Raw genomic sequence first — 24,706 nt, forward strand, 5'->3', positions numbered from 1 at the left:
ATTGGATCCGCGTGGTGGCTGAATGAATACAGTGCTGCTCATCGGTCCGCTTGATAGGTTCCATCGGCCGGGCCGGCATAGAGCTCGCTGCCGTTCTCGTCGGAAATGCGCAGGCGGTCCGGGATCTGCGGCATCGCCAGCGAGCGGAACAGCTCGGTGGCGCCCTGCAAGGCGACGCGCAGGTTCGGCGCCTCGAGTGACACCCTGTCGAGCATCGCTTCGTCAGCGTCGCGCAAACGATAGAACTCGACGACGAAGTTCAAGCACGCCTCCGTGTTGCGGCGCCGCAGTCCTGCGGGTGCACCAAAGCTGCTCGGGTGCACAAGCATGGTGAGGCTTGCGTGGCGCCTCGGAGCACTAGCCTTTGGACTTAGGCTTCAAAGCGGCTTCCGCCTGCTTGACGGCCGAGCCGAAGGGTGAAGCCGGCTTTGCCGCCGCCTTGTCCTTCTTGGGCTTGCGTGTCTCGCGATTGCTACGCTGTTGACCCTTGGCCATTTCTTGATCCTCGTGATTGATGAATGTGGTGGTGGCGATTGACGAAGATCTAGGCGCTCGGATTGTCGGCCACTTCGAGATTGTCTTCCGTGGTGACCCGCTCATGGGTCTCCTCGTCGCTGCGAATGCGGTATTGCGGCGAGCCGTCCTTGACCGGCAGCTTGCTCTTGATCTGGAACAGCTCTGCGGTCTTCTGGACAAGGCCGGTGCGGCTCTTCATGCGAACGGTCTGGCCGATCGCGAAAAGATGCGCGGGCGTGTCGGTGCGCGGGCGCGCGTTCTGTTGGAAGCGGATCATGCGGCATTCTCCTGGTCGCGTCTCAGCGCGGTTTCGAGCTCGGCAAGGTCGATAGCGACCAATTGGCTGGTCTGGCTTTTCACCGTCCTTGCCGGCAGATGGATGAAGGTGGCGACACGGCGCCAGGCAAGCCATGACATGCCATCGATAAGCTCCTCATCGTGGTCGATGTCGTAGTCGCCGGCCGGCAACTTTCCCTCCAGGCCGACGAGCATGAAGGGCGCCTCGAAATGCGCGATGGAATGGGTAGTTCGGCCAGACATTCTCGTGCCTCGAAGTCTCGTTCCCGGCGTGATTCCGACAAAGTAGTGCCCGCTTTGCGGCACCGGGACTTAAGTACCGTACGTCCCTGTATCGGCAATTTGGGTATCGGCGATCTGGAATGAGTTTGGCGGGTCGAGAACCTCTGACGCCGCGAGATGCCAAGCTTGGCCCAAAAAACGATCTCAATTCATTAATCCAAAATTGCGGTTTATTCAAGAAGATTCCTGCCCGGTGCCGATCTTGCGGTGAAATTACTTTTCTAGTGATATTTGTAGAATGATGATACGATCCAAACTCTTCACAAGAATTGTTGAAATTTGGCCGGGAAATTTCATCCCGGCATTTGTTTTTATTTATATCTGAAAGGAAAATCCATGGTTTCCGTGAAAACGCCCGATGGTTCGACCGTAACGATCAAGCCGATCATCAAGCCCACCAAAGTCATGTCGGCGCGACTGACGATAAGAAGTGATGAGGCAGCGAGGCGCAAGATTGCCGACACCGATGGCACGGTGCGGCGGGCGCGTCAGCTCGCCGAAACCCACCGCCTGATCTGACATGACCGGCTTTGCCATGTACGCCAGCTTGCCATGAATCAAGGAACTCGATCATGACGCTCAATTTTCCCAACCGCAGCCGCTCTTACGACGCTGCGGCCAGGCGCATTCGTTTCGTCGGCCATGACGGCATGTTCGAAGTGCCCTTCTTTGTGGAGATTGCAGCGCTTGCGGCGGCAACGGCCACGGGCGGGGCGGAAGCCGAGTATCTCAGCGCGTTCGATGCGGAGCGCTCGTCGATCCAGGATGTTGCGCGCGAAGCCTATTCTCACGGCCGCAAGAACATGTATGTGTTGACCCAGGCCGATTTCCGGTAAGCTGGCCTATGAACCCTTGAACCTGCCGCGCCAATGGCCTAGATCGCGGCAGGCGGACAAAACACGGCAGGTTTCCCATCAATAGAGATCCGAGAAGACCGGCAGGCGCGGGCGCCAATTTCGGCTCAGGCGGACAGCCGCCGCTGGGGCTCGACCAGCGCGTGCAGCAGGCGCTGCAATTGCATCAGGCTGGGCGCCGACAGGAAGCCGAGATGCTCTACCGGCAGGTGTTGGCGCATAAGGCCAATCACGCGGCGGCGGCGCATTTTCTCGGGCTTCTGCTGCACCAGACCGGGCGCAGCGCCGAAGGCCTCGATCTCCTCGAGCAGTCGGTGCGCCTGCAACCCAAGAACCCGGATTTCCTCAACAATCTTGGCACCGTGATGCGCGACCTCGGCCGTGTCAGTGCAGCCGTCGATTTCTTCCGTGGCGCGGTGGCGCTGCGTCCGGACCAGCTTGCGGCGCGCGACAATCTCGGCTCGTCGCTAAAGCAGATGGGACAGTTCGAGGACGCAGGGGAGATCTATCGCGGCACCATCGGTCGCAACCCGTTCCATGTTCGCGCCCGCATCGGGCTTGCCGAAACGCTGCAGGAGGCCGGGCGGCTCGATGAGGCGCTTGCCGTCTTCCGCGAAGCGCTGACGATCCGGCCTAAGGACGCCGACCTGCTGCACGGGCTGGGCGTCGGGCTAATGGAAAAGGGCAAGCTCGACGAAGCGACTGACTTGTTCCGCCAGGCGCTGACCGTCAATCCCGGCCTGGCGCGGGCCTGGCTGATGCTGACGCAGGTCAAGCGCCAGAAGGAACGTGACGCCGAGCTTGCCGGCATGGAGGCGCAGCATGCCAAGGCGCCGCCAGACAGCTTGGCGCGCATGCAGCTTGCCTTCGGCCTCGGCAAGGCCAATGACGATCTGAAAGACTACCCGCGCGCCTTTGATTATTTCGCCGAAGGCAATGCCATCCGCCGCAAGGGCATCGATTATGATCCGGTGAGGACGCGGGCCGAATTCGATGCAATGAAATCGGTGTTCGATGCCAGCTTCTTCGAAAAGCATAAGCCAAACGCAACCGCCGATGATGCGCCGATCTTCGTCGTCGGCATGCCGCGTTCGGGCACGACGCTGGTCGAACAGATCATCGCCAGCCATCCCCAGGTCTATGGCGCCGGCGAGCTCAGTATTCTGAAGACGGTGGTCGGCAAGCAGTTTCCGTCGACCATGCCAGGCGGCTTTCCTTGGGGCGTATCTGATGTATCCGACACGGATTTTGCCGACGCCGGACAGGCCTACCTCGACATGCTGCATGCCCGCTATCCACGTGTCCGCCATGTCACCGACAAAATGCCAGGCAACTTTCTGCTTATCGGTTTCATCCACATGATGCTGCCGAAGGCCAGGATCATCCATTGCGCGCGCGATGCCGCGGCGACCTGCCTGTCGATCTACAAGGTGCATTTCCGCGGTGACAGTCACCGCTACGGCTACGATCTCGGCGAGCTCGCCGACTTCCACAATCTCTACACCGACATCATGGCGCATTGGCACAGCGTGCTGCCCGGTGTTGTGCACGATGTGCGCTATGAGGATTTCGTCGCCGACCAGGAAGGGCAGTCGCGGGCGCTGATCGCCCATCTCGGCCTGCCATGGGACGATAGAGTGCTGTCGTTCCACGAGACCGACCGGCCGGTACGCACGGCGTCGGCGGCACAGGTGCGCCAGCCGATGTACCAGGGCTCGGTCGATCTGTGGAAGCGCTATGGCGACCGGCTCAAGCCGCTGCTCGACCGGCTAACGTAATGCGTTGCGGGCCTACAGCTCCATGAAAGGCTGAAAGCCGCCGAAGATCATGCGCTTGGCGTCGAATGGCATCGCCGACTGGTATGCGTCCATGCGCGGGTCGGCCATCACCTTGGCCATCACTGCATCGCGGCTCTGCCTGGATTCATAGACGACCCATGAGAAGACGACGACCTCGTCGTCCTTGGCCTGCACGGCGCGAGGGAACGAGGTGACCTCGCCATAGGGCACGTCGTCGCCTATGCATTCGACATAGGCGAGCGCGCCATGCTCCTTCCAGACGGTGCCGCCTGTCTGCGCCATTTTCTTGTAGGCATCGAGATTTGCCTTGGGCACGGCGAGTACGAAGCCATCGACATAGGACATTGTGGTTCTCCTTGGGTTGGGTAAGGTTTTCCTTCTCCCCTTGTGGGAGAAGGTGGATTGGCGCGCAGCGCCAAGACGGATGAGGGGTGTTGGACGGAGTGCCGTCATTGCAATCTGGAATACCCCTCATCCGACCGAGCTTCGCTCGGCCACCTTCTCCCACAAGGGGAGAAGGAAAGGAGGCTAGGCCGCCTTCACCGGCGCGTTCATCGCCCACTCCACGCCGAAGGGATCAGTCAGCTGACCCCAGCGGTCGCCCCAGAACATCACCTGCAACGGCGTGCCGACGGTGCAGCCTGCGTCGACGGCGCGCTTCCACCAGGCGTCGATGTCGTCGCTGCCGAGATGGAGCTGCATGGTGAAGCCCTGCGGCTTCACCGCGGCCATGCCGTGCTCGGGATAGAAGTCGGAAATCATCAGCGTCGAACCGTTGATGTGAAGATGGATGTGCATCGTCCGGCCCTGTTCGTCCGGCGGGTAGAAGAAGACCTGCTCGGCGCCGAAGGCCTTCTGATAGAATTCTGAAGCCTTGAAGGCGCCGTCCAGCTGAAGGTAGGGCGTCAATCCGCCGAGGACTTTCGCGGCAGGCTGGGTCTGGGGCTGATCGTTCATGTCTTGCTCCTCTTTGGTTGGGCGTTGCGAACCACAGGACGAATGCGGCAGCGGCGATCCTACATCGCCGACGCGTTTTTTTGGCGCCGACCGTGCGACGGCCGGTCCTTGTCAAGGAGCCCCCTTGTCAAGGCGCCCTCTTGTCAAGGAGCCAGGCCAATCCGCGGGCTGTTCTGTGCGTCGATGACGATTTCCGGCCAGCCAATGTCCTTGCGCAGTTCGATCGGCAACGAAAGGATGGCACGCTCGCTGCGGTAGCGGGCGCGCGCCGCTGAGTAACGGGTCGCTATGCGACCTACGGATGACAGAATGGACATGATGCTCTCTCCTCGATTGGCGCCGGCATCACCGTGTCGGCATCCCAAGGACGGGGCGCGCGGCCATGATCCGACAGACCGCCGGAATTTTTTTGCCGCAAGGCTTCAACCACCCGTCTCGGCGACCTCCCGGAAGAAATCTTCAGGACTATCGACTTCGGTCAGCCGCCGCTTCTCGATCAGCCAGAAGCGGTTGCCGATCGCCCTGATGAAGGAGCGGTCGTGCGAGGCCAGCACGCAGCTTGCCTGATGGGCGAGCAGTTCCGTTTCCAGCGCCTCCTGGCCGTCGATGTCGAGGTGGTTGGTCGGTTCGTCGAGCAGGTAGAAATTGGGATTGGCGAGCCTCAGCGCCAGCATCATCAGCCGCGCCTTCTGTCCGCCCGACAGCACGCCGATCTTTTTCTCCTGCATCTCGATGACTATGCCGGCGCCCGCCAGCAGTGAGCGCGCACGCTGTTCGCCGATATCGAATTTTCGCGAGACCATCGCCAGTGGCGTGTCGTCGCCGCTCATCCCCGACAGTGCCTGGTCGCTGTAGCCGAGCACCGTCGACGGCGTCACTTTCACGCCTTGCACTGCCGTCTCCGGCTCGACGATGGCGTTCCTGATCAGGCTGATCAGCCGCGACTTGCCGACACCGTTGCGGCCGAGCAGGACGATGCGGTCGCCCTGACAGATATGGCGCTTGCCGGTCCTGAACAGCAGCGTGCCGTCAGGCGTCTCGACCGCCACGTCGTCCAGCGTGATCAGCACCTTGGCATGGGTGCCGCGATTGGTGAGCTTTATCGTGCCCGCCGATCTTTCGCGGTGCGCCGGCGCTGCGACCTCCTCGAGGCGCTGGGCGCGCTGGTTGAGCTGCTTGGTCTTGACCGTCAGCAGGTCGCTGCCCGAATTGATGCCAATGTTGTTGAGCTTGGCCGCCTGCCGGCGCAATTGCTGCGCCACCTTCATGTCGCGCTGGAATTTGCGCTCGGTCGAGGCATCGACTTCGCTCAAAGCATCGCGCGCCCTGGAATAAGACAGCGCAAACACCGGCGATTGTTCAGGGCGCAGGAACAGCGTCCGGTTGGTCGTCGCATCGAGGAACGCCCGGTCGTGGCTGGCGATCACCACCGGCACTTCGCGCGGCAGCGCATTCAGCCAGGTTTCGAGCTGGCTGATCTTGGCGAGATCGAGATGATTGGTCGGCTCGTCGAGAAGCAAGACGTCGGGATCGGTGACCCAGACGCGGGCGATCAGCGCCAGCCTCTGCCAGCCGCCGCTCAAGGCCCGCATCGGCCGCTCGCGCATCGGCTGCGGCACGTCGAGTGAATCGAGAACCACGTCGATGCGCCATTGCTCGCTTTCGGCCTGCTCGGCCGGCAAGGCGTCGGCCACCGCCTGCTGAAAGCCGCGCTCGGCCAGTGCTGCGGGAACGGCTTGCTCGACATAGCCGACCCGGAGGCCGCGGGTGCTGGTGATGTCGCCTGATGTCGGCTCCATTTCGCCGGTCAGGCACTTCAGCAAAGTGGATTTGCCGCGGCCGTTGGCGGCGACGATGCCGAGGCGGTCGCCGGTGCCGATGGTGAGGTCAAGGTTGGAAAACAGCGGCGCACTCATGGTGACGCCGAGGGATTTGAGGCTGATCAGGGCCATGTGGGTTTCTCTGGTCTGCCCGGAGGAAAACTCCGGTTCGATGCACTTTGACGGTGCGCATGCCGGCCATCAGAACAGGCGTTGCAGCACCACGAAGGGCAGACCAAGAAAATCGAAGCGGGAGAACCCGGACCGTCTCTGGTCAGCCCTGCAAGCAAGCTCGCAGGGCAGGGACAGGGCCGCGCTGACGGTGGTGGTCGAAAGACACGCAGCCCTCCTTTCTAGACGTTCGAGTGTGGCAACTGGCTACACCATGGGTGAGGCCGATGGCAAGGGGTGGGCGAAGGCCAGGGCGGCGATGATCTCCATGACGTTTGCGGAATGAAATCTGTTCCGTGGCGATCCTTCGCGCCCCCCTCTGTCCTGCCGGACATCTCCCCCACGAGGGGGGAGATTGGCCGTCATCACGGCTTTCGCCAATTGTCAGCGTTGCAGGAGAAGGCACGGCAGGCGACACAGCAGATCTCCCCCCTTGTGGGGGAGATGTCCGGCAGGACAGAGGGGGGCGCGAAGGATCGCTACCGTCCCGGCCGCCCTGTCTTGCCCGGCCGGCGTTTTTCGCGGCGGGCGTCGGCGGGGCCTTCGTAGGAACCGATGCCGGCACGCTCGCGCTTGACCGGCTTGTCGCCCTCGACCGGCTTCTCGGTCCGCCGCACCGTCATCTCGTCCAGCGAGTTCTTCTTGAACAGCGGCTTGGTCGGTTCACCTGGTATACCGAAATCCGAGCCGTGCGCCTCTTGTGCCGACTGTTTCTTGAACAGCGAACGCGACACTGCGCCTGACGGCGTCGTCATGTCGGTACCAGGCCCCATATCGTCCAGTGACGGCTTCGAAAACAGCGGCTTCTTCACCGGCACGGCGCCGTCGGCGCCCATTTCGTCGAGCTCCGGCTTGCGGAAGAGATTGGGCCGGGCAGCCTTGGCGGCCTCTTCGGCGGCACGTGCCTCGTCGAGCTTGCGGAAACGCTCCTGTTCCTCTGCTGTACGATGTTTGGCCACGCCCTTGTTGTGCTTGCCCTTTTCGCGGCCCGAAACCGGGCTTTCCATATCGGCATATTTGGCCAGCGGATCGTCGGAGATGGACAGCTCCATCTCGCGCAGCCTCTTGATCTCGTCGCGAATGCGCGCCGCCTTCTCGAAGTCGAGATTGGCGGCGGCGTCGCGCATCTGCTTTTCCATCGCGTCGAGATGGGCTTTCAGATTGTTGCCCATCATCGCGCCGGCGCTGTCGGTGAACTGCGAGATGTCGGCGCGGACGTGGTCCTTCTCGTAAACCGAGTCCAGGATGTCGGAGATGCGCGACTTGACCGATTCCGGGGTGATGCCGTTGGCCGCGTTCCATTCCATCTGCTTTTCGCGACGGCGGTTGGTCTCGGCCATCGCCCGCTCCATCGAGCCGGTGACCTGGTCGGCATAGAGGATGACCTTGCCGTCGACGTTTCTGGCGGCGCGACCGATGGTCTGGATCAGCGAGGTTTCTGAGCGCAGGAAGCCCTCCTTGTCGGCATCGAGAATGGCGACGAAGCCGCATTCGGGAATGTCGAGGCCTTCGCGCAGAAGGTTGATGCCGACCAGCACGTCGAAGGCGCCGAGGCGCAGGTCGCGCAGGATCTCGATGCGCTCCAGCGTGTCGATGTCGGAGTGCATGTAGCGGACGCGAATGCCCTGCTCGTGCAAATATTCGGTCAGGTCCTCGGCCATGCGCTTGGTCAGCACGGTGACCAGCGTGCGGTAGCCGGCTTTGGTCGTGTCGCGGATTTCGCCGACGACATCGTCGACCTGGGTCTTGGCCGGACGCACCTCGACCGGCGGGTCGATCAGGCCGGTCGGGCGAATGACCTGCTCGGCGAAGACACCGCCGGACTGCTCCATCTCCCAGCCGCCGGGCGTCGCCGAAACCGCGACGGAGAGCGGGCGCATGGCGTCCCATTCCTCGAAGCGCAGCGGCCGGTTGTCCATGCAGGACGGCAGACGGAAACCGTACTCGGCCAGCGTCGCCTTGCGGCGGAAGTCGCCGCGATACATGCCGCCGATCTGCGGCACGGTGACATGGCTTTCGTCGATGAAAACCAGAGCATTGTCGGGAATGTATTCGAACAGGGTCGGCGGCGGATCGCCCGGCTGGCGGCCGGTGAGATAGCGCGAATAGTTCTCGATGCCGGCGCACGAGCCGGTCGCTTCCAGCATCTCGAGATCGAAGCGGGTGCGCTGCTCCAGCCGCTGCGCCTCCAGCAACCGACCGGCCCGTTCGAGTTCGACCAGCCGGTGCTTGAGCTCTTCCCTGATCGATTTGATGGCCTGGTTCAGGGTCGGGCGCGGCGTCACATAGTGCGAATTGGCGTAGATCTTGACGCTCTTCAGCTCGCCGGTCTTCTGGCCGGTGAGCGGATCGAACTCGGTGATCGCCTCGATCTCGTCGCCGAACAGCGAAATGCGCCAGGCACGGTCCTCAAGGTGGGCCGGAAAGATCTCGATCGTGTCGCCGCGCACGCGGAACGAGCCGCGGACGAAATTGATGTCCTGACGCTTGTATTGCTGGGCGACTAGGTCGGCGAGCAGCGCGCGCTGGTCGAGCCGGTCGCCGATCTGCATCTGGAAGGTCATCGCCGTGTAGGTCTCGACCGAGCCGATACCGTAGATGCAGGACACCGAGGCGACGATGATGACGTCGTCGCGCTCCAGCAGCGAGCGCGTCGCCGAATGGCGCATGCGGTCGATCTGTTCGTTGATCGAGGACTCCTTCTCGATGAAGGTATCCGTCCGGGGCACATAGGCTTCCGGCTGGTAGTAGTCGTAGTAGGAGACGAAATACTCGACCGCGTTTTCCGGGAAGAATTTCTTGAACTCGGAATAGAGCTGCGCGGCCAGCGTCTTGTTGGGGGCGAGGATCAAAGCAGGGCGCTGCGTCTCCTCGATCACCTTGGCCATGGTGAAGGTTTTTCCCGAGCCGGTGACGCCGAGCAGAACCTGGGTGCGGTCGTTGTCGTTGACGCCTTCGACAAGATCCTTGATCGCCGTCGGCTGGTCGCCGGCCGGCTCGAAATCCGACACCATCTTGATGGTGATGCCGCCTTCGGATTTTTCGGGCCGGGCAGGACGGTGCGGCGTCCACAACACGCCGTCCTTGTGCAGCGGATTGCCTGACTCGATCAGTGCCGACAGCGCCGCCACAGTGGCGGTGACGCCGCCGGAGGCCATGGTCTCGGCTTCCTCCAGCGAAACATCGAGGCCGGCGACCGGATTGAGGCCGGCGGCGGTGCGCTCCCTGGCAGACGCCGCGCCGCCCATCGAAGTGCCGCGCGCCGTGCGGCCGGGGGAGGAGGAGCGTTCGGGGATCTTTTTCGCCTTGGCACCTTCCCTCCCCCTCGAGGGGAGGGTGGCGGCGGAGCCGCCGGGTGGGGTCGGTCCGTCCGGGCTCGGCGGTCCCTTGTGCTGAGCACTTCCTTTGCCGACCCCCTCTGTCGCCTTTGGCGACATCTCCCCCTCGAGGGGGGAGATTGGGCGTCCTTCCTTCTCGGCTTCCTGCTCGATCTGCTCGGCCCAATCCGCGATCGAGCCGGTCAGCGGCGTGCCTGAGAATTCGGCCTGCGGCGCCTCGGCAAAACCGCCCTTGTGCAACGGCTCCGACGCATCGAGGAAATCGGTCAGCGGGCTGCGCCGCTTGGGCGGCGGAGCGCGATCGTCACGCGCCGGCGGCGGCGTCTTTTTGTCAGGAAGTTTGGCCATGCCCCGAATATGGGAGGTATCAGCCAAAATGGAAAGAGCGGAGTGGCGAGGAGGGCGGGGCGAAACGAAGCTCCTGACAGTAGGCTGTCAGGAGCGATGTCGCTTCACTTGAACTCGCGGCGATCGGGTTCACTGGCAGCGCACCATCGATCGCCAAATCCGCGATAGCGGCAAGCTGTTTGGCGGCGGCGGCCGCGCGGCGGGCCTTTGGACCGTGCACGGGCCAGACGAGGCGGCGCCTGATCGTCAGTGCCGGCACATCCCGCGCGATCTCGATGAGATGACCTGGGTCGAGGTGCCGCTTCAGAACCAGTTCGCTGGCCAGCAACGCGCCCATTCCGGCGATCGCCGCCTGTGCCGCCACGATCGTCAGGCCAAAGCGCGGACCATGGTCGATGCTCTTCGGCTGCCGTCCGGCGGCCGTGAACCAATCCCGCCATGCCGGATAGACGTCATCGCCCATCGTCGGATCGATGTGCAGCAGCGGCAGCCTGTCCAGCGCATCCGCTGCGTCCGGCCTGGCATGCCCCTGAAGCAGGCTTGGCGCACAGGCCGGGATCACCCGTTCGGTGAACAGATCGATCGATGCGAGATCCTGTTCGGACCCCCTGCGGTAGCTGATGGCGAGGTCGACGCCTTCTTCCAGCATCGCGTCGAGGGCGACCGAGGCGACGATGCGGACATCGAGCCCGGCAAGCGCCGTGCGCACCCTGTCGAGACGCGGGGCGAGCCACAGGGAGGCGAAGGAGGGATCGGCGCAGATGGTGAAGGTCTCGGCCTGCCGTTCGAAGCGCAGCCGCCGCATTCCCGAGGCCAGGGCGTCGAAGCCGCGGTCGATATCCGGCAAGGCGCGCTCGGCCGCGCGCGTTAGGACGATCCCATTGCCGGAGCGCCGGACCAGCTTGATGCCCAGCCTATCCTCGAGCTGCCGTATCTGATGACCGACGGCGCCAGGCGTTACGCCCAGTTCCTCGGCAGCGCGTGTCAGGCTGCCGGTTCGCGCTGCCGCCGCAAGCGCCCGGAGGGCGGATAGTGGGAGATCCCTCAATGTCATGAATTGAGTTTACCTCAAAACATATCGAAGGGAACTCGTTTGGAACCACGAGTTCTAGCCCATACGATTACCGAGGATAATTCAAAGCAAACAAGGCAACGATCATGCTCGACACCCTCAAGCATTCGACCATATCAAACCATTCCCTTCCGAACGCGCGGCCATTTCGCGCCATTCGCGACGAGGGTGACCGTATCGCGATCGAGCTTGATGGCGGCAGGATCGCGCGGCTTTCCACGCGCTGGCTGCGGCTGGCATGCGAATGCGCAATTTGCGGGGACACCGCTTCCGGCAAACGCTGGCTGACGCCGGCCGATGTCGCTCCGGGAATCCGAATTGCCTCGATCGAGGCCTCCGACGAGATTGTCGTCGTCTGGGAAGACGGCCATGTTTCGCGCTACGGCTCAGGCTTCCTGGCCAATCATGCCGGAAGCGACCGGGGAGCAGCCCGGTTCCAACCCGAGCTTTGGAGCAGCGATCTCGGGGGGCGGCTCGGCCGGTTTGCCTTCGACGCGGTGGTCGAGGACGACGAAATGCTGTTCGGCTCGCTGCGCGCACTGCGTAACCATGGCATCGCCATGCTGACCGGCGTTCCCGCCGAGGCGGAAGCGACAATGCGCGTCGCCGGCCGCTACGGACCGATCCGCGAGACCAGCTATGGCAAGGTGTTCGACCTGGTTTCGCGGCCCGACGCGCGTGTCGCCGGCGAAACAGCGCGGGCGCAAATCCCGCATACGGACGAACCGTTCCGCTATTCGCCGCCTGGCTTCATCTTCTTCCATGCGATCAAGACGGGCGCCGGCACCGGCGGCACGTCGCTGATGGTCGACGGTTTTCATGTTGCCGAGCTGATGCGAACCGGGGCGCCCGAACTGTTCGAGCTCCTGACGCGGCACGGCGTAACCTTCCATCGCGAGCATGCAGGCGAGGCGTTCTTCAGCGCCGAGGCGCATGTCATCAGCCTCGATGCCGCCGGCCAGGTTACCGGTATCCGCTACAATGACCGCTGCCTTGCCCCACAAACAGCGCCTGAAGGCCGGATCGAAGCTCTGATCGAGGCGCTGGCCGAGCTGACGCGGCTGATCTGCGATCCGCAAAACCAGTTCCAGCATCAGCTGCAGCCGGGCGAGGTGCTGGTTTTCGACAATCAGCGCGTCATGCATGGCCGCAGCACCTTCGATCCGACATTGGCGGTGCGGCATTTGCGAAGCTGCAACATCGATCGCGACGGCGTCCACAGCGCATTCCGCACGCTGGCGCGCCGCTTCGCCCCGGAGGAGGCGGAGACGGTGCTTTATCAGGGTGCGATTTTCTAACCGCGGTTTCGCCTGCCTAAGCGCCGCGGCGGCTTCCCGCTCAATTGAACCACAGCGCAAACGTCAAAAACCCGGCGCCGCCGAACTGGCGCTGGATCTGGTCGAACTCCTCGCTGGTGAGGATCTTCCCGCTCTCGAGGTACGGCGCGATAGCCGGGCCGGTGATCGACAGCACCAGGTCGAAGGCCTTTGGCTCGTCGAAGAAGCGCTTCATGTTGATGCCTTTATCGGCAATGCGGAAATGCGGCAGCAAGGTGCGGCCTTCGAGCAGATCCTCGGCCATATCAAGCGCGGCAAGCCAGGCCTGCACCTGTTCTTCGCCGACTTCAAGGCCGGTAAGCGGGCTGGCGCCTTTCTGTTGCGGTCCGGGCAGCCATTCACGGTCGTTGTCGGTCTCGGCGCGGATCGCCTTCCAGTCCTCGCGGGACAGCCGGATCATTTCCATGAGATGGCGGCGCGACGCCTGCCGGCGCTCCGGCTCGACCACCGGCCAGTTGACCAGATGCACCAGCGAGATGAAGTCGGCGATGCGCCACTCGGACGACAACATGCCACCGCTCATGCCGCCGTCCGGCGGAACGAGCGCGTCCTGCAACGGCAGTTTGGCGCGCGGGAACAGCATGTGGAACGAACCGTCGAACATGGTCCTGAAGTCATGCGCCAGCCAGAAGTCGGCCTGCGCCATCAGGAATTCGGCATAGCCCTGCAGCCAATAGCCGTCGGCGCGGTCGAAGCGGAAGGTGAGGGCGGGTGCGGCCGCGTCTGGTGTACCGGCGCCGCCTGACAGGGACGCCATGATAGCGGCGGCACTTTCGTCCGGCGCGATCTGGCCGTCCTCGTTGAGATCGATGCCGAGACGGGTGAGGTCGACCTCCACGCCGATATCGGCATCGGCAGGCACGGACCCAAGTGTAGCGGCGGATTTCTGCAGCCGGTCGCGGAAGGCGACCAGGATGGCGCGGAAGTCGTCGTAAGTCAGCGGCTCGGGATTGGGATTGTCCGGCACCGGCAGCCGCATCAGCGGCAGCATGAAGGATTGCGGGCTCTCGAAACCGTGGCGGTGCAGGCCGCCGGCCAGGATCTCCAGCGCGGTGAAGAATTGGCCGGCGCCGGCGGCGTAAGCCGACGCGGGGTCGCTGGGCGCGGCGGCTTCCAACGCGGTAAGCGTGCTGTCGCGGTCCGCTACGGTTTTTGCTTCGAACAGGGCGGCCGGTTCGGGGCTTGCGGCATCAGCGGAAGCGACCGGCAGCAGCAGAATAAGGGCGGACGCCAGCAGGCTCGAAAATCGCGTCATCATGGTCCTCCTCCAGTGTTCCATGCCGACCATACATGCATTTCCGCATGGCGCCCGTGGGGTATTTAGGGCCTTGCCAGTGAGCATGGCCCCGAAGCCTGAAATGAAAAACCCGCCTCGGCGGCGGGTGGTTGGCGCAAATCAGCACCATGAATAAATTCCTAGCATAGCTGCCGTCACCTGTCAAGTTGAAACTCTTCGCTATGGCAGGCACATCGTCTACGCTGGCCCTTCATTCCGGTGCAGGCTGCGCGTGTCGAACTATCCGCTTTCCTACAAATTGTCTTGGCTGCCACGCTTCTTGAAGCCTTCGCTCAGCGGCGACCAACAAGGCTTTGCGCCGGCAGCCGCAGCGACGATGGAGCCGCCGCCGGCACGGGCGGTGCGGCTGGCCTTCGTAGGCGATATCTCGGCGGTGGCCAATCGAAGCGCGCCGCACTGCGATCCGCTGATCGTTGCGCTGCTCGCCTCCGCCGATCTGGTGGTCGGCAATTGCGAAAGCCCGGTTGTGGAACGACCGAGCGCGGCGATGGGCACGAAGCTTGGCACCCACCACGCCATGACCGAGCGGTTTCTCGCCGAGGCGCTGGCGGCCGCCGGCATTTCGCATGAGAAGCTGGTCTTGTCGCTTGCCAACAACCATGTGCTCGACCAGGGCGTCGAGGGTTTCGACGAGACGGTGGCGGCGCTGGACCGTCTTGGCATCCGCAGCATCGGTATTGCAGCCGACGGTCCGGTCCAACGCCTTGCAGTCGGACCGCTGACAATAGGCTTTGCCGCTTTCACGCTATGGCGCAATGCCGGCGCGGCCGTATTCGCGGGCCGAGTGTCGATGCAAGGCGATCCAACAAAATGGCCGCGTGATGCTGCTGACGGTGCCGATCTGATCTGTGCCGTGCCACATTGGGATTGGGAATTCCGGCACTTTCCCCAGGCCGCAACGCGGGCACTGGCACGGCATTTGGCCGCGCAAGGCGTCGGGCTGATCGCCGGCCACCATGCCCATGTCGTGCAGCCGATGGAACGGATCGGCAAGGCGCTCGTTGCGTATGGGCTCGGAGATTTTCTTGGCACCGCTTTTGCGCGACAGCCATGGCCCGGCCGGATCGGGGGTATACTGACCGTGGATATCAGCGCGGATGTCGGCACACGTGGCGCCGTTGCCGCCTATCGGCTGCATCCCTTCATGCGGCTGCGCGCCGGTGACCATGAGCGATTGGTTCCGGTCGAGGTGCTGGAGGGCGCATTAGGGCAAAAGGTTGTGGCTCGTCTCGATGCGGTTTTTGGTAACGGGATTTGATGGCCACAGTTGACTAGTGGCTCGGACAACCGTGTGGGCTCACCACCATCCCAACGCCGTAGTCGCGCGACTTTCCGCAAAATCAGCTATTGTCCAAGCTGGGTGTTCGGCCTTTCGATGTTGGGATGGCGATGGACGTAGCGGATTTCATGCCTGATGAAGCTGATATCGCCGGCATCAAAAGGAACCTCGATGCCTATGAGGCGAGGCGGGCTTCGGCTTACCGGCAGGTCCGCTGGCGGGTGCCGCTGTTCGTCGGCCTGGTGCTGGTGTTCGTGGCGCTGGTGGCCTGGCTCTTCAATATGGTCGCCGATCCCTACGAGCGGTGGTTCTCGACGCCGCATGTGATCCTCTATGTCGTCGGGTTCGTGGCGGCGATCCTGCTCTATTTCCAGGCGATCAAGCCGACGAGCACGTTGCAGCAATCGTTCCGCAAGACGCTGCTGCCGATCGTCTTCGGTTTTATCAGGGATATGCGCTACGATCATGATGTGACGCCGAATTCGTTCGATCGGCTGCCGCGCGAGACGATCGGCACGTTCAACAGCAAGCGCTTCGACGACGTCATATCCGGCCGCTACGAGGGATTTGCGTTCGAGCTTTACGAAGCGGATCTCCGGCAAGGCACGGGCACGAGCGCGATAGCATTCAAGGGAGTCGTCGTCGCCTTCGAGACCGTCGTGCCGTTTCCCAGCATATTGGTGGCGGCGCGGCGGGCCAACATGGCCGTCGGGTTCTTCCGCGGCATGTTCGCCAGCAAGATGCAGGAATTGTCATGCGGCGTGCCCGAGCTCGATGCCGCCTACGACTTCCGCTCCGACAATGTCGAGGCGGCGCAGCCGCTGGTGAGCGGCCGGCTGGCGCAGGCGCTGACATGGCTCAGCGAGACTTGGCCCGACGATCCGGCGCGCGTGGCGCTCAATGGCAGCGATGGGTTTCTGCTGTTGCCGCAGACCAAGAACTTCTTCGAGCTGCCTGATATCTCGGTGCCGCTCGACTACGCCAAGCATGTTGCGCCGATGATCGCGGACATGGGCGCGATGCTGGCGACGGCGGCGCTGGTGCGCAAGATCGGTGCACAGGACGAGGCGGCGGGTTAGCCGTCCGGCATCTTGGCCGCCAGCCAGCTTGCCGACCGCTTGGCCATGCCGATCGTTGCGGATGCGGCGCGGCCGAGGTCGGGTTTGACCACGGCATAGCCGGTCTTCGTGCGATAGAGCACGGCGCGACCGCCATCGACCGCCGCTTCATAGGCGACCGGCCTGGCAGCCTCTGTTTCCGTGACTGTTGCCTGCGACCCGACAGCAACACTTGGCCGACGGCTCAATTCCTGGGGGAGTGGGTCGGTGGCGGTCTGCGTCGCCGTCGTCAACTCAGGCATGGCGGCCGTCGTGGCAAGCTGTGACGACGGCGTCTGCGTCGTGCGGCAGATGCCGGACACGAGCGGATAGTTGAAATTGCGCTGGTGCAGCATCTGGCTTTTCATGGCCGCTTCGCAATCGGCGATGGTCGACCACTTGGCCGGCGTTTCGCCGATATATTCGCAAAGCCTGGCGTCGCAGTCGCAACCGACGATGGTCATCGCGACAAGGGCGGTCTTGATCACGGTCTTGTGCCTTTGAGTTGGTCTGCAAAATACCACTGGAATCCGTCGCGTGGCCGAAAAGGACGCGCGACGCTGAAGCGTTATCAATCGCTGTGGATCAAGGCGGGATTTGGCCGCGATTGTGGAATGAGCGTGACGGTGCGCCGCGCAATTTTCACGGTCCCTGACTGTGGCCGAAAGGTCTCACCAATTGTGGATGCGTTCAACCTGAGCCTGCTTCAAGTGAAGCAGGCGATCAGATCGCGAGAGGAGCCCAGAAAGACAGTCGGCGCCGGGATTTCTCCCAGCGCCTCCCTGTCAGATCAGGACACGGTCGCGGCAGCAACTTCCGTAAAGACGTCGCGCCATGCCGGCCTTGATGTTGACGGTCCTGCCAGTCACTGCCCGAGAGCAGCGTCCGTTCGGGACCACGCCAGTCTTCCACCCTTGCGAGCTTCGTCCAGCGCGCCATCGAAGGTTTTTGCCGTCCTTCATGGCAGCATCGGTCCGCCGTTGGCGTTCGCACGCTTTCCGCGGCCCCGTAGGTCTCGGCATCCCTCCTCAAAACAAGCAAGCCTGCCTTCATTCGGGGCCGTACGGGCCTCAGGAAATCCGCCGTTTCGCTTTGCCTTTCGACTTGGCGATCGGTAGCCGCCTGAGATGGGTTTAACATACCGGGGATAAGCGTTTGGCGAAACAGCCGCGAGCCTGTGGATAGCGGGATTATCGGGGACTGAGCTCGGCGGCGGAGCGTTTTTTTCGACGAGATGCAGGGGGCGTGACACGCCCTCATTTACGGCGAGCAGCATGATCAAACATTCGGCCCTTGCTCCACACTGCGGCGCGGGCTTCAATGCCGGCAAAGGATTTAAGGATAGCAGTGTCGTTGCTGTCCTTTGGGAGGGCGTTCTTGAAGGTCGGGGTGGTTCTCAATCCGATTGCCGGTGGTGGCCGGCTCAAACGGCATTGGCCTGAGGTCAGTGCTTCGCTGAAAAAGCATTTTGGCGATTTCGAATTGCGCGAGACGCAAGCCGAGGGCGACGCCGAACGGCTGGCGCTCGTCCTTGCAGCCAGCGGCTTCGGACTGGTGATCGCGGCAGGCGGCGACGGCACCGCCAGCGAAGTGGCCGACGGGCTGCTGCAGGCGTTTGCAGAAAGCGGCCGGACGGCCGAGCTCGGCCTGCTGCCTTGCGGCGCCGGCATCGATTTCGCCCGCGGGCTCGGCCTGCCTGCTGAGGTCGACCTGACGCTGAAGCGCATCGCCGGGGCCAAGGCCCGCAAAGTCGATGCCGGCCGCATCTGCTATGTCGACGACCATGGCGCGCTGGCCAGCCGCCATTTCATCAACATCGCCAGCCTCGGACTCTCGGGCGCCACCGACCGCGCGGTCAACGCCGACAAACGCAAGGGCAGGGTGTCGGCCAAGGCGCTGTTCTACTGGCGCACCGTGTGGGAATTTATGCGCTATCGGTTCCAGGACGTTGTAATCACCGTCGACGACGGCGCCCCGGTCGAGGCGCGCGTGGCGCTGGTGGCGGTGGCCAACGGAAAATTCTTCGGCGGCGGCATGATGATCGCGCCGGATGCCGAGCTGGACGACGGGCTATTCGACATCGTCATCCTGCGCGCGGCTGGCAAGCTGAAACTGATCTGGGATATAAGGCTGCTCTATGGCGGGCGGCACCGCAACCATCCGGCGATTACCATTTTGCGCGGCAAGAAAGTGATTGTCGAACCGTTGGGCGATGTGCGAGAGAACGGCGCGCTGGTCGACATCGACGGCGAATCGCCGGGGCGCATACCAGCGACCTTCGAGATCCTGCCCGGCGCGCTGACGCTCAGATATTGAATCAACGTGTTGAGAGACTGATTCAAGTCCTTTCGGATGTGAGTCCATTGATCCGGCCAACATGCTGGAATCGCTTGGCTATATGCCTTTGCGATAAAAGGTGGTCGGATGGTCGCCCCAACCGCTCACGGCATTAGCGGCGTCTGCATCATCTGCAAATGAAGGTCCGTGCCGGTCCAGGGATGCGCCTCGCAGACCGCTTCGTCGAGCTCGACGCCAAGGCCTGGTTCCTTCGACGGAATGACGTTGCCGTCCTGCCACTCGATCTTCTTCTTCAGCAGCTTTTCGTGAAAACCGTCCCACTGCTTCAGCGATTCCAGGATGAGGAAGTTGGGCAAGGTCACCGCAAGCTGGATGTTGGCCGCGCCGACGATCGGCCCGCAATAGCAGTGCGGCGCGATCTGGATGTGATAAGCCTCGGCCATGGCGGCGATCTTCTTGGTTTCGAGAATGCCGCCGGAACGGCCGAGGTCGGGCTGCAGTATGGTGGCGGCACGGTTCTCGATGACGCGGGCGAATTCGAACTTGGTCGTCAGCCGCTCGCCGGTAGCGATGGGGATCGACGTGCCGCGCGCCACCTGCGCCATCACTTCGGGCATATCGGGCGGCACCGGCTCCTCGAACCACAGCGGGTCGTAGGGCTCGATGGCGCGCGCCATGCGCAGCGCGCCCGATGCGGTGAACTGGCCGTGCGTGCCGAACAGGATGTCGGCTCTGGTGCCGACCGCTTCGCGGATCGCCTTGACCATGCGGGCGGAGAGATCGATGTCGACGAGGCGCGGCTGGTGACCGTCAAAGGCGGTGTAGGGGCCGGCCGGGTCGAGCTTGACCGCGTTGAAACCCTGCTCGACATATTCGAGCGCGCATTCGGCCGCCAGATCGGGGTCGTTGTAGACGTTCTTGCCGCGCGCGTCCTCCGAATGGACGCTGCCGGTGTGCGGGTAAAGGTAGGTATAGGAACGCAGCGTTTCGTTCACCTGGCCGCCGAGCAGCTTGTAGACCGGTTTGTCGGCTTCCTTGCCGATGATGTCCCAGCAGGCCATTTCGAGCGCTGAAAAACAGCCCATGCCGGAAACGTCGGGCCGCTGGGTGAAGCCGGAGGAATAGGCGCGGCGGAAGAAGGTCTCGATGTCGTGCGGATCGCGGCCGACGAGATAGCGTTCCGCCATGTCCTCGACCATTCTTGCGGTGACGTGGGCGGAGAAGGTGGCGTTGTAGGCCTCGCCATAGCCGACCACGCCGCCGTCTGTGGTGAGCTTGACGAAGATGAAATACTTGCCGCCGATGCCGGGTGGCGGGTTGCCGACAACCCAGGTTTTGACGTCGGTGATTTTCATTTTTGATCCTCCAGAACCAGTTCGGCGCCCTTCCATCCGGTGACGATCGAGGCGGCGTTGGTGTTGCCGGTGATGTTATCGGGAAAGATCGACGCGTCGATGACGCGCAAGCCGGCGAGGCCGTGAACCCGCAGGCGCGGGTCGACGACGGCGCGAGCAGCGTCCGGCCCCATCCGACAGGTCGAGACCGGGTGGTAGACGGTGCCGGAGCGTTTCCTGAAATCCAGAATCAAATCCGCGTCGGAGGTGATTGACGGGCCCGGCAACACCTCTTCCCTAATGATGTCGGCCATATCAGGCATGGAGGCGATCTTCCTTACGAATTTTACTGCCGCCAGCATTTCGGCCACGTCCGCTTCGGTCGAAAAAGCGTTGGCGACGATCTTCGGATAGTCACGCGGATTGCTGGAACGGATCATGATCTCGCCACGGCTCGACGGCCGGCAGTTGGACAGGCCGATGGAAAAGCCCGGCCACGGATCTGGCGTCAGGATTGGGCGCTCGCCGCTCTTCGGGATGACGGTCGAGAACGCCTGGAAATAGAGCTGCATGTTGGGCCGTGAAAGCGCCGGGTCAGTGCGGAAGAAGCCGCCGGCATTGTTCATCGACAGCGACAGCGGACCGGAGCGCATGAGGATGTATTGCATGCCGACCAGCAGCTTGCCCCACCAGGGCCGCAGGATCTGGTTGAGCGTCGGCAGCCGGCCCTTGAAGGTGTAATTGATGCCGACATGGTCCTGCAGGTTCGCCCCGACATTCTCATTGGCATGAAGGATGGGAATGCCGAGCGCGCCAAGGAGCGACGAGGGGCCGACGCCGGAAAGCTGAAGCAACTGGGGCGAATTGATCGAGCCACCCGACAGTATGACCTCGCGGCCGGCGCGGGCAGTTTTCGTCTCACCATTTTGGAGGTATTCGATACCAACGGCACGCTTGCCTTCGAACACGATCCTGGTCGCCAGCGCGTTGATCTCGACGTGGACATTTTTGCGCTTCATGGCGGGGCGCAGGAAGGCGCGAGCGGCCGACATGCGGCGGCCGTTCCTGGTGGTGATCTGATAGATGCCGACGCCTTCCTGTGACGCGCCGTTGAAATCCGGGTTGAACGGCAGGCCGGCCTGGCTGGCAGCCGCGAGGTAGCGCTTGGTCAGCGGGTGGACAGCCTTGGAGCAGTCGGTGATGTGCAACGGACCGCCGACACCGCGCCATTGATTGGCGCCGGCCTGATTGTCCTCCAGGCCCTTGAAGGCGGGCAGCAGGTCGTCGAAGCCCCAGCCGGGATTGCCGGCCGCTGCCCAAGCGTCGAAATCCTCGCGCGCGCCCCGGATCCAGACCATGGCGTTGATCGAGCTCGAGCCGCCGAGCAGCCTACCGCGCGGCCAGTGGTCGACATTGCCGGCGAGGCCGGGATCCGACTCGGTCTTGTAGTTCCAGTTGACCGCAGGGTCGAAAAAGGTCTTGCCGTAGCCGAGCGGCATCTGCACGTAGAAGCGTCGGTCGGTGCCGCCGGCCTCGAGCACCAACACCGAGAAGCGGCCCGAGGCCGATAGTCTTTCGGCCAGAACCGAGCCGGCCGAGCCGGAGCCGACGATGATGAAATCAAAAGTCTGCATGATGGATGCGGCCGGCTCCGAATTTTCGCTCAACCTAGACGCCGCAACCCGCCGCAATCACCGGAGCTTCCGGCATCGCTTGTGAAAAAAGCGACCGGTACTTCGTTTGGATTCGGGTGTCCTGCACGAAGTGGCCTTGCCTCCTGGACAAGCGTACAAGCATCACACGCCATCACCAGCATTTTGCTTGAGATCATAACGCATGATCGGGCGGGCTGGCACCCTGCGGGCGACGACCCTGAACCCGGCGCGCGCGAAAGTGGAGGCGTATCCACTGCCGGAAGCGCTCGGCGATACATCGGCATCAAAAGGATAGGCTTCGAGCGCAGGGGCGTTTGCGCTCCGTGCAGCTTCCAGCGCCGCTGCGATCAGATGGGACGTGACGCCCTGCCGGCGGTATCCTTTTCGCACATAGAGGCAGGACAAGGACCAGACCGGCGCATCATCCACCCGCCTGAGCTGCCACAGCCGATCGAGCCAGGGCACGGCATCTCGCGGTGTCACCTGGCACCAGCCGACGGCGGTATCGCCGTCGAAAGCAAGTAGGCCCGGGGAGGGACCATTCTCGATGGTTTGCCGGAACGCGGCCTTGTTTTCCTGGCCTGGTCGCTTTCGATAAGCACTGCCGATGCGCCCGTACATACACCAACAGCGGCTGCAGACGGCGCTCTCTCCGAACAGGTCTTCGAGTGCGGGCCATAGATCCAATGTCAGAGGGCGAGAGGTAAGTTTCATGTCAGGTGCTTCACGATGAAACCACAGGTCTGCATGATGGACGCGAGTGGCTTCGGAATTCAGGCTCTATCCTAGACAGCATGCGTCCGGCGTCACTGAGCTTCTCAGCGACGCTATGGGGTCAAGTCCAAGACTGCTGTCCTGCTCCGCATGTCGACGGGGAGGGAAACGTGCTCGTGCGTGATCGTCCATCTGTCTCCAGATCGACGAAACGCATTGCTTACGCGAACCCAGTAGTCGACATTCGCGCCTGTTTTCAGGGTGCCATGCGCCCGAATAAGCATCCATGCGGCGGCAACCGTGTCGCCGGCAGCGACATCCAATTGGCCAAGCTCTTGGCCGATCGGACCAGACCAGCGGGGAAACCAGTCTAAGAATCGCTCGCGGAGGGCGCTGGATCCCACATACCGAAGTGGCGGTACAAGGTCGAAATAGACTATGTCGTTGGAGTAAAGGGACATAAGCCACTCGATGTCTTTGCCGCCCATGGCGGCAGATCGGCTCTCCAGCAGTTCCCTAATCGCGGCTTCAACGCCTGGCATCGTCTCCTCCAATCTCATAATTCGCCCGCTCGCCGGGCATGAGCATTACGGTGACAGTGCACTAACTGCGAGCGCGAGCGCAGCGGGTTGCGAGCAATTAGTGCACTGTCACCGTAATTACGCGGGGGTATATGAGCGGGCTTGCAATGGTGAGGCTGGCGCTTCCTTCCCGGCAGGCTCAAAACAAGAGTGGGGCCTATTCGGAGCTCGCCACGGGTGCGACCAGCGGCGTGATGCGGCGGATCGAGACGCGCCGGTTTTCGCGTTCGGGCTCCTGGGTTTCAACCTTCAGGTACTGCTCGCCATATCCCTGCGTTTCCATGTTCTCGGGCGCGATGTCGAAGACGTTGGTCAGCGCGGCCGCCACCGCCTCGGCCCGTTGGTCCGACAGCGCCAGGTTCGCCACCTCCGCCCCGACCGCATCGGTGTGGCCCTCGATCAGGAAGGTCTCGCCCGGGTTCTCCTTGAGCAGGCGCTGCATCGCCTCGGCGACGCCTTCGAGCTTGCCGATCTCGCTCTCCGGGATCTGGGTCGAGCCGAACTCGAAATTGATGATGTCGAGATCGATGCGCCTGACCTTGTCGCGGATGCGCGCCGAACGCCGGACCTCGTCAAGCGAGTAGGTGCGTTCCACCTGCTCGACCGGCGGCTGGTCGAGGAACGTATAGTAGTCCTCGGGGTCCTCAACCCATTCCGCGTCCAGTATGTAGTCGCGAGCCGGAATGTCGAGGTCGAGCGGCGGCAGATCGAGGCCGGGATCGCGCCATTCCAGCACCTCGTCGTAGTAGTCGTCTTCGACATAGACGAGGACGATCTCACGATCGTCGGGCAGGATCTTCACGCGACGGACGACATCTCCCCAGCGGTTGCGGATCGTGACGATCCGCGTCCGGTCGGAACGGACCACAACCTCGCGCTGCCGGCTGCGCGGCAGTTCCTCGTAGTAGACCTCGCGCGCGTCGATGATGAAGCGCTCCTCGCGGGGCCGCTCGATGAAATAGGTGTTGTTGGTCTGGAAGATGAAGCGGTTGTTGACCTCGCGCACGAGTTTCGCGCCCTCCGGAACCTCGGGACGCTCCCTGCGTGGGCGTTCGATGCGGCGGCCTTCCTCGGAGATGACGGAGCCGACTTGCACCGGATATGTCGAGGCTCGCGCCTGCGCCGCGGCGTCGCTTTTGGGTAGCCGCTCGGCCCTGGCCCGAGCGGGCTGCTCCGGCTCGGTGCCGCCCGGCTTGCGCCTCACCGGCTTTTCCTTGGCGCTGTCGAAGAGCCTGGCGGCGTTTTCGGGACGGCGCATCGCCGCTTCGCGCTCCTTGCGCCGCTTCAGGCGTTCCTCGGTGATCGCAGGCGCGTCGGGTTCGGCGGCACGCTGTCTGGCGGCTTCGCGCTCCTTGCGTCGCTTCAGGCGTTCCTCGGTGATCGCAGGCTCGGGTTCGGCGGCACGCCGTTTGTCGGCTTCGCGCACCTTGCGCCGCTTCTGGCGTTCCTCGGTGATCGCAGGCTCGGGTTCGGCGGCACGCCGTTTGACGGCTTCGCGCACCTTGCGCCGCTTCTGGCGTTCCTCGGTGATCGCAGGCTCGGGTTCGGCGGCACGCCGTTTGACAGCTTCGCGCACCTTGCGCCGCTTCTGGCGTTCCTCGGTGATCGCAGGCTCGGGTTCGGCGGCACGCCGTTTGACAGCTTCGCGCACCTTGCGCCG

General features: G+C 63.2%; 24 protein-coding genes. 7 read left to right on the top strand and 17 right to left on the bottom strand.

Going from position 1 to position 24,706, the window contains the following annotated elements:
* Window positions 1-38: 38 nt before the first annotated feature.
* The 4 genes from ABID19_RS23050 to ABID19_RS23065 all read right to left on the bottom strand — a co-directional run bounded on the left by ABID19_RS23050 (window position 39) and on the right by ABID19_RS23065 (window position 1,056).
* Complete coding sequence (locus tag ABID19_RS23050) at window positions 39-263, bottom strand: hypothetical protein (RefSeq protein WP_354493245.1); 225 nt, start codon at window positions 261-263, stop codon at window positions 39-41.
* A gap of 94 nt (window positions 264-357) precedes the next feature.
* Window positions 358-495: a hypothetical protein gene (locus ABID19_RS23055; RefSeq protein WP_354493246.1), complete on the bottom strand. Its 138-nt coding sequence runs from the start codon at window positions 493-495 to the stop codon at window positions 358-360.
* Window positions 496-544: 49 nt separating this feature from the next.
* Window positions 545-793 (bottom strand): hypothetical protein, encoded by a 249-nt coding sequence (locus tag ABID19_RS23060; protein WP_095488858.1) that lies wholly within the window; start codon window positions 791-793, stop codon window positions 545-547.
* Entirely contained in the window at window positions 790-1,056 is a 267-nt protein-coding gene (locus tag ABID19_RS23065; RefSeq protein ID WP_354493247.1) for a hypothetical protein, read from the bottom strand. Before ABID19_RS23065 ends, ABID19_RS23060 begins: the two co-directional genes overlap by 4 nt.
* A 375-nt stretch (window positions 1,057-1,431) precedes the next feature.
* On the opposite strand from ABID19_RS23065, the gene ABID19_RS23070 reads away from it, so the two are divergent.
* The 3 genes from ABID19_RS23070 to ABID19_RS23080 all read left to right on the top strand — a co-directional run bounded on the left by ABID19_RS23070 (window position 1,432) and on the right by ABID19_RS23080 (window position 3,727).
* On the top strand, window positions 1,432-1,614 hold the full coding sequence (locus tag ABID19_RS23070) for a hypothetical protein (RefSeq protein ID WP_354493248.1): 183 nt from the start codon (window positions 1,432-1,434) through the stop codon (window positions 1,612-1,614).
* Window positions 1,615-1,667: 53 nt separating this feature from the next.
* Complete coding sequence (locus tag ABID19_RS23075) at window positions 1,668-1,931, top strand: DUF1488 family protein (protein WP_354493249.1); 264 nt, start codon at window positions 1,668-1,670, stop codon at window positions 1,929-1,931.
* A 212-nt stretch (window positions 1,932-2,143) separates the two neighbouring features.
* Window positions 2,144-3,727, top strand: coding sequence for a tetratricopeptide repeat-containing sulfotransferase family protein (locus tag ABID19_RS23080; protein WP_354493250.1), 1,584 nt, complete (start codon window positions 2,144-2,146; stop codon window positions 3,725-3,727).
* Window positions 3,728-3,739: 12 nt separating this feature from the next.
* Here the strand turns inward: ABID19_RS23080 and ABID19_RS23085 are convergent, their stop codons facing one another.
* The 6 genes from ABID19_RS23085 to ABID19_RS23110 all read right to left on the bottom strand — a co-directional run bounded on the left by ABID19_RS23085 (window position 3,740) and on the right by ABID19_RS23110 (window position 11,436).
* The gene (locus tag ABID19_RS23085) at window positions 3,740-4,093 is read right to left on the bottom strand and encodes a DUF1428 domain-containing protein (protein WP_354493251.1); all 354 of its coding nucleotides are present in this window, start codon (window positions 4,091-4,093) and stop codon (window positions 3,740-3,742) included.
* Between the two features lie 183 nt (window positions 4,094-4,276).
* Window positions 4,277-4,705 (bottom strand): VOC family protein, encoded by a 429-nt coding sequence (locus ABID19_RS23090; protein WP_095491584.1) that lies wholly within the window; start codon window positions 4,703-4,705, stop codon window positions 4,277-4,279.
* A 143-nt stretch (window positions 4,706-4,848) separates the two neighbouring features.
* Complete coding sequence (locus ABID19_RS23095) at window positions 4,849-5,022, bottom strand: hypothetical protein (protein ID WP_164547136.1); 174 nt, start codon at window positions 5,020-5,022, stop codon at window positions 4,849-4,851.
* A gap of 105 nt (window positions 5,023-5,127) precedes the next feature.
* Entirely contained in the window at window positions 5,128-6,657 is a 1,530-nt protein-coding gene (locus tag ABID19_RS23100) for an ABC-F family ATP-binding cassette domain-containing protein (protein WP_354493252.1), read from the bottom strand.
* Window positions 6,658-7,175: 518 nt separating this feature from the next.
* Window positions 7,176-10,382 carry an excinuclease ABC subunit UvrB gene (uvrB, locus tag ABID19_RS23105; protein ID WP_354493253.1) on the bottom strand — a complete coding sequence of 1,069 codons (3,207 nt, stop codon included), beginning with the start codon at window positions 10,380-10,382 and terminating at the stop codon, window positions 7,176-7,178.
* A gap of 19 nt (window positions 10,383-10,401) precedes the next feature.
* Entirely contained in the window at window positions 10,402-11,436 is a 1,035-nt protein-coding gene (locus tag ABID19_RS23110) for a LysR substrate-binding domain-containing protein (protein ID WP_354493254.1), read from the bottom strand.
* A 104-nt stretch (window positions 11,437-11,540) separates the two neighbouring features.
* Between ABID19_RS23110 and ABID19_RS23115 the strand changes: the two genes are divergently transcribed.
* On the top strand, window positions 11,541-12,752 hold the full coding sequence (locus ABID19_RS23115) for a clavaminate synthase family protein (RefSeq protein ID WP_354493255.1): 1,212 nt from the start codon (window positions 11,541-11,543) through the stop codon (window positions 12,750-12,752).
* 40 nt (window positions 12,753-12,792) lie between these two features.
* Here ABID19_RS23115 and ABID19_RS23120 read toward each other — a convergent pair whose 3' ends face one another.
* Window positions 12,793-14,046, bottom strand: a complete 1,254-nt coding sequence (locus ABID19_RS23120; protein WP_354493275.1) for a hypothetical protein — start codon at window positions 14,044-14,046, stop codon at window positions 12,793-12,795.
* Between the two features lie 253 nt (window positions 14,047-14,299).
* Between ABID19_RS23120 and ABID19_RS23125 the strand changes: the two genes are divergently transcribed.
* Entirely contained in the window at window positions 14,300-15,346 is a 1,047-nt protein-coding gene (locus tag ABID19_RS23125) for a CapA family protein (protein WP_354493256.1), read from the top strand.
* Window positions 15,347-15,477: 131 nt separating this feature from the next.
* A complete protein-coding gene (locus tag ABID19_RS23130; RefSeq protein WP_354493276.1) occupies window positions 15,478-16,446 on the top strand; it encodes a hypothetical protein in 969 nt (322 codons plus the stop codon).
* Here the strand turns inward: ABID19_RS23130 and ABID19_RS23135 are convergent.
* A complete protein-coding gene (locus tag ABID19_RS23135) occupies window positions 16,443-16,952 on the bottom strand; it encodes a hypothetical protein (RefSeq protein WP_354493257.1) in 510 nt (169 codons plus the stop codon). The two genes, ABID19_RS23130 and ABID19_RS23135, sit on opposite strands and share 4 nt — an antisense overlap.
* Before the next feature lie 889 nt (window positions 16,953-17,841).
* Here ABID19_RS23135 and ABID19_RS23140 point away from each other — a divergent pair.
* Window positions 17,842-18,780: a diacylglycerol/lipid kinase family protein gene (locus tag ABID19_RS23140; RefSeq protein ID WP_352933614.1), complete on the top strand. Its 939-nt coding sequence runs from the start codon at window positions 17,842-17,844 to the stop codon at window positions 18,778-18,780.
* Window positions 18,781-18,905: 125 nt separating this feature from the next.
* Here the strand turns inward: ABID19_RS23140 and ABID19_RS23145 are convergent, their stop codons facing one another.
* The 5 genes from ABID19_RS23145 to ABID19_RS23165 form a co-directional block, all read right to left on the bottom strand.
* On the bottom strand, window positions 18,906-20,117 hold the full coding sequence (locus tag ABID19_RS23145) for a mandelate racemase/muconate lactonizing enzyme family protein (protein ID WP_354493258.1): 1,212 nt from the start codon (window positions 20,115-20,117) through the stop codon (window positions 18,906-18,908).
* A complete protein-coding gene (locus ABID19_RS23150) occupies window positions 20,114-21,730 on the bottom strand; it encodes a GMC family oxidoreductase (protein ID WP_354493259.1) in 1,617 nt (538 codons plus the stop codon). The genes ABID19_RS23145 and ABID19_RS23150 overlap by 4 nt, the downstream gene beginning before the upstream one ends.
* Before the next feature lie 162 nt (window positions 21,731-21,892).
* Window positions 21,893-22,465: a GNAT family N-acetyltransferase gene (locus ABID19_RS23155; RefSeq protein ID WP_354493260.1), complete on the bottom strand. Its 573-nt coding sequence runs from the start codon at window positions 22,463-22,465 to the stop codon at window positions 21,893-21,895.
* A gap of 113 nt (window positions 22,466-22,578) precedes the next feature.
* Window positions 22,579-23,007, bottom strand: a complete 429-nt coding sequence (locus ABID19_RS23160) for a YybH family protein (RefSeq protein ID WP_354493261.1) — start codon at window positions 23,005-23,007, stop codon at window positions 22,579-22,581.
* A gap of 196 nt (window positions 23,008-23,203) precedes the next feature.
* On the bottom strand, window positions 23,204-24,706 hold a 1,503-nt coding region (locus ABID19_RS23165), incomplete at its 5' end, for an OmpA family protein (protein WP_354493262.1).

This window comes from Mesorhizobium robiniae, assembly GCF_040545535.1.
GTDB lineage: Bacteria > Pseudomonadota > Alphaproteobacteria > Rhizobiales > Rhizobiaceae > Mesorhizobium > Mesorhizobium robiniae.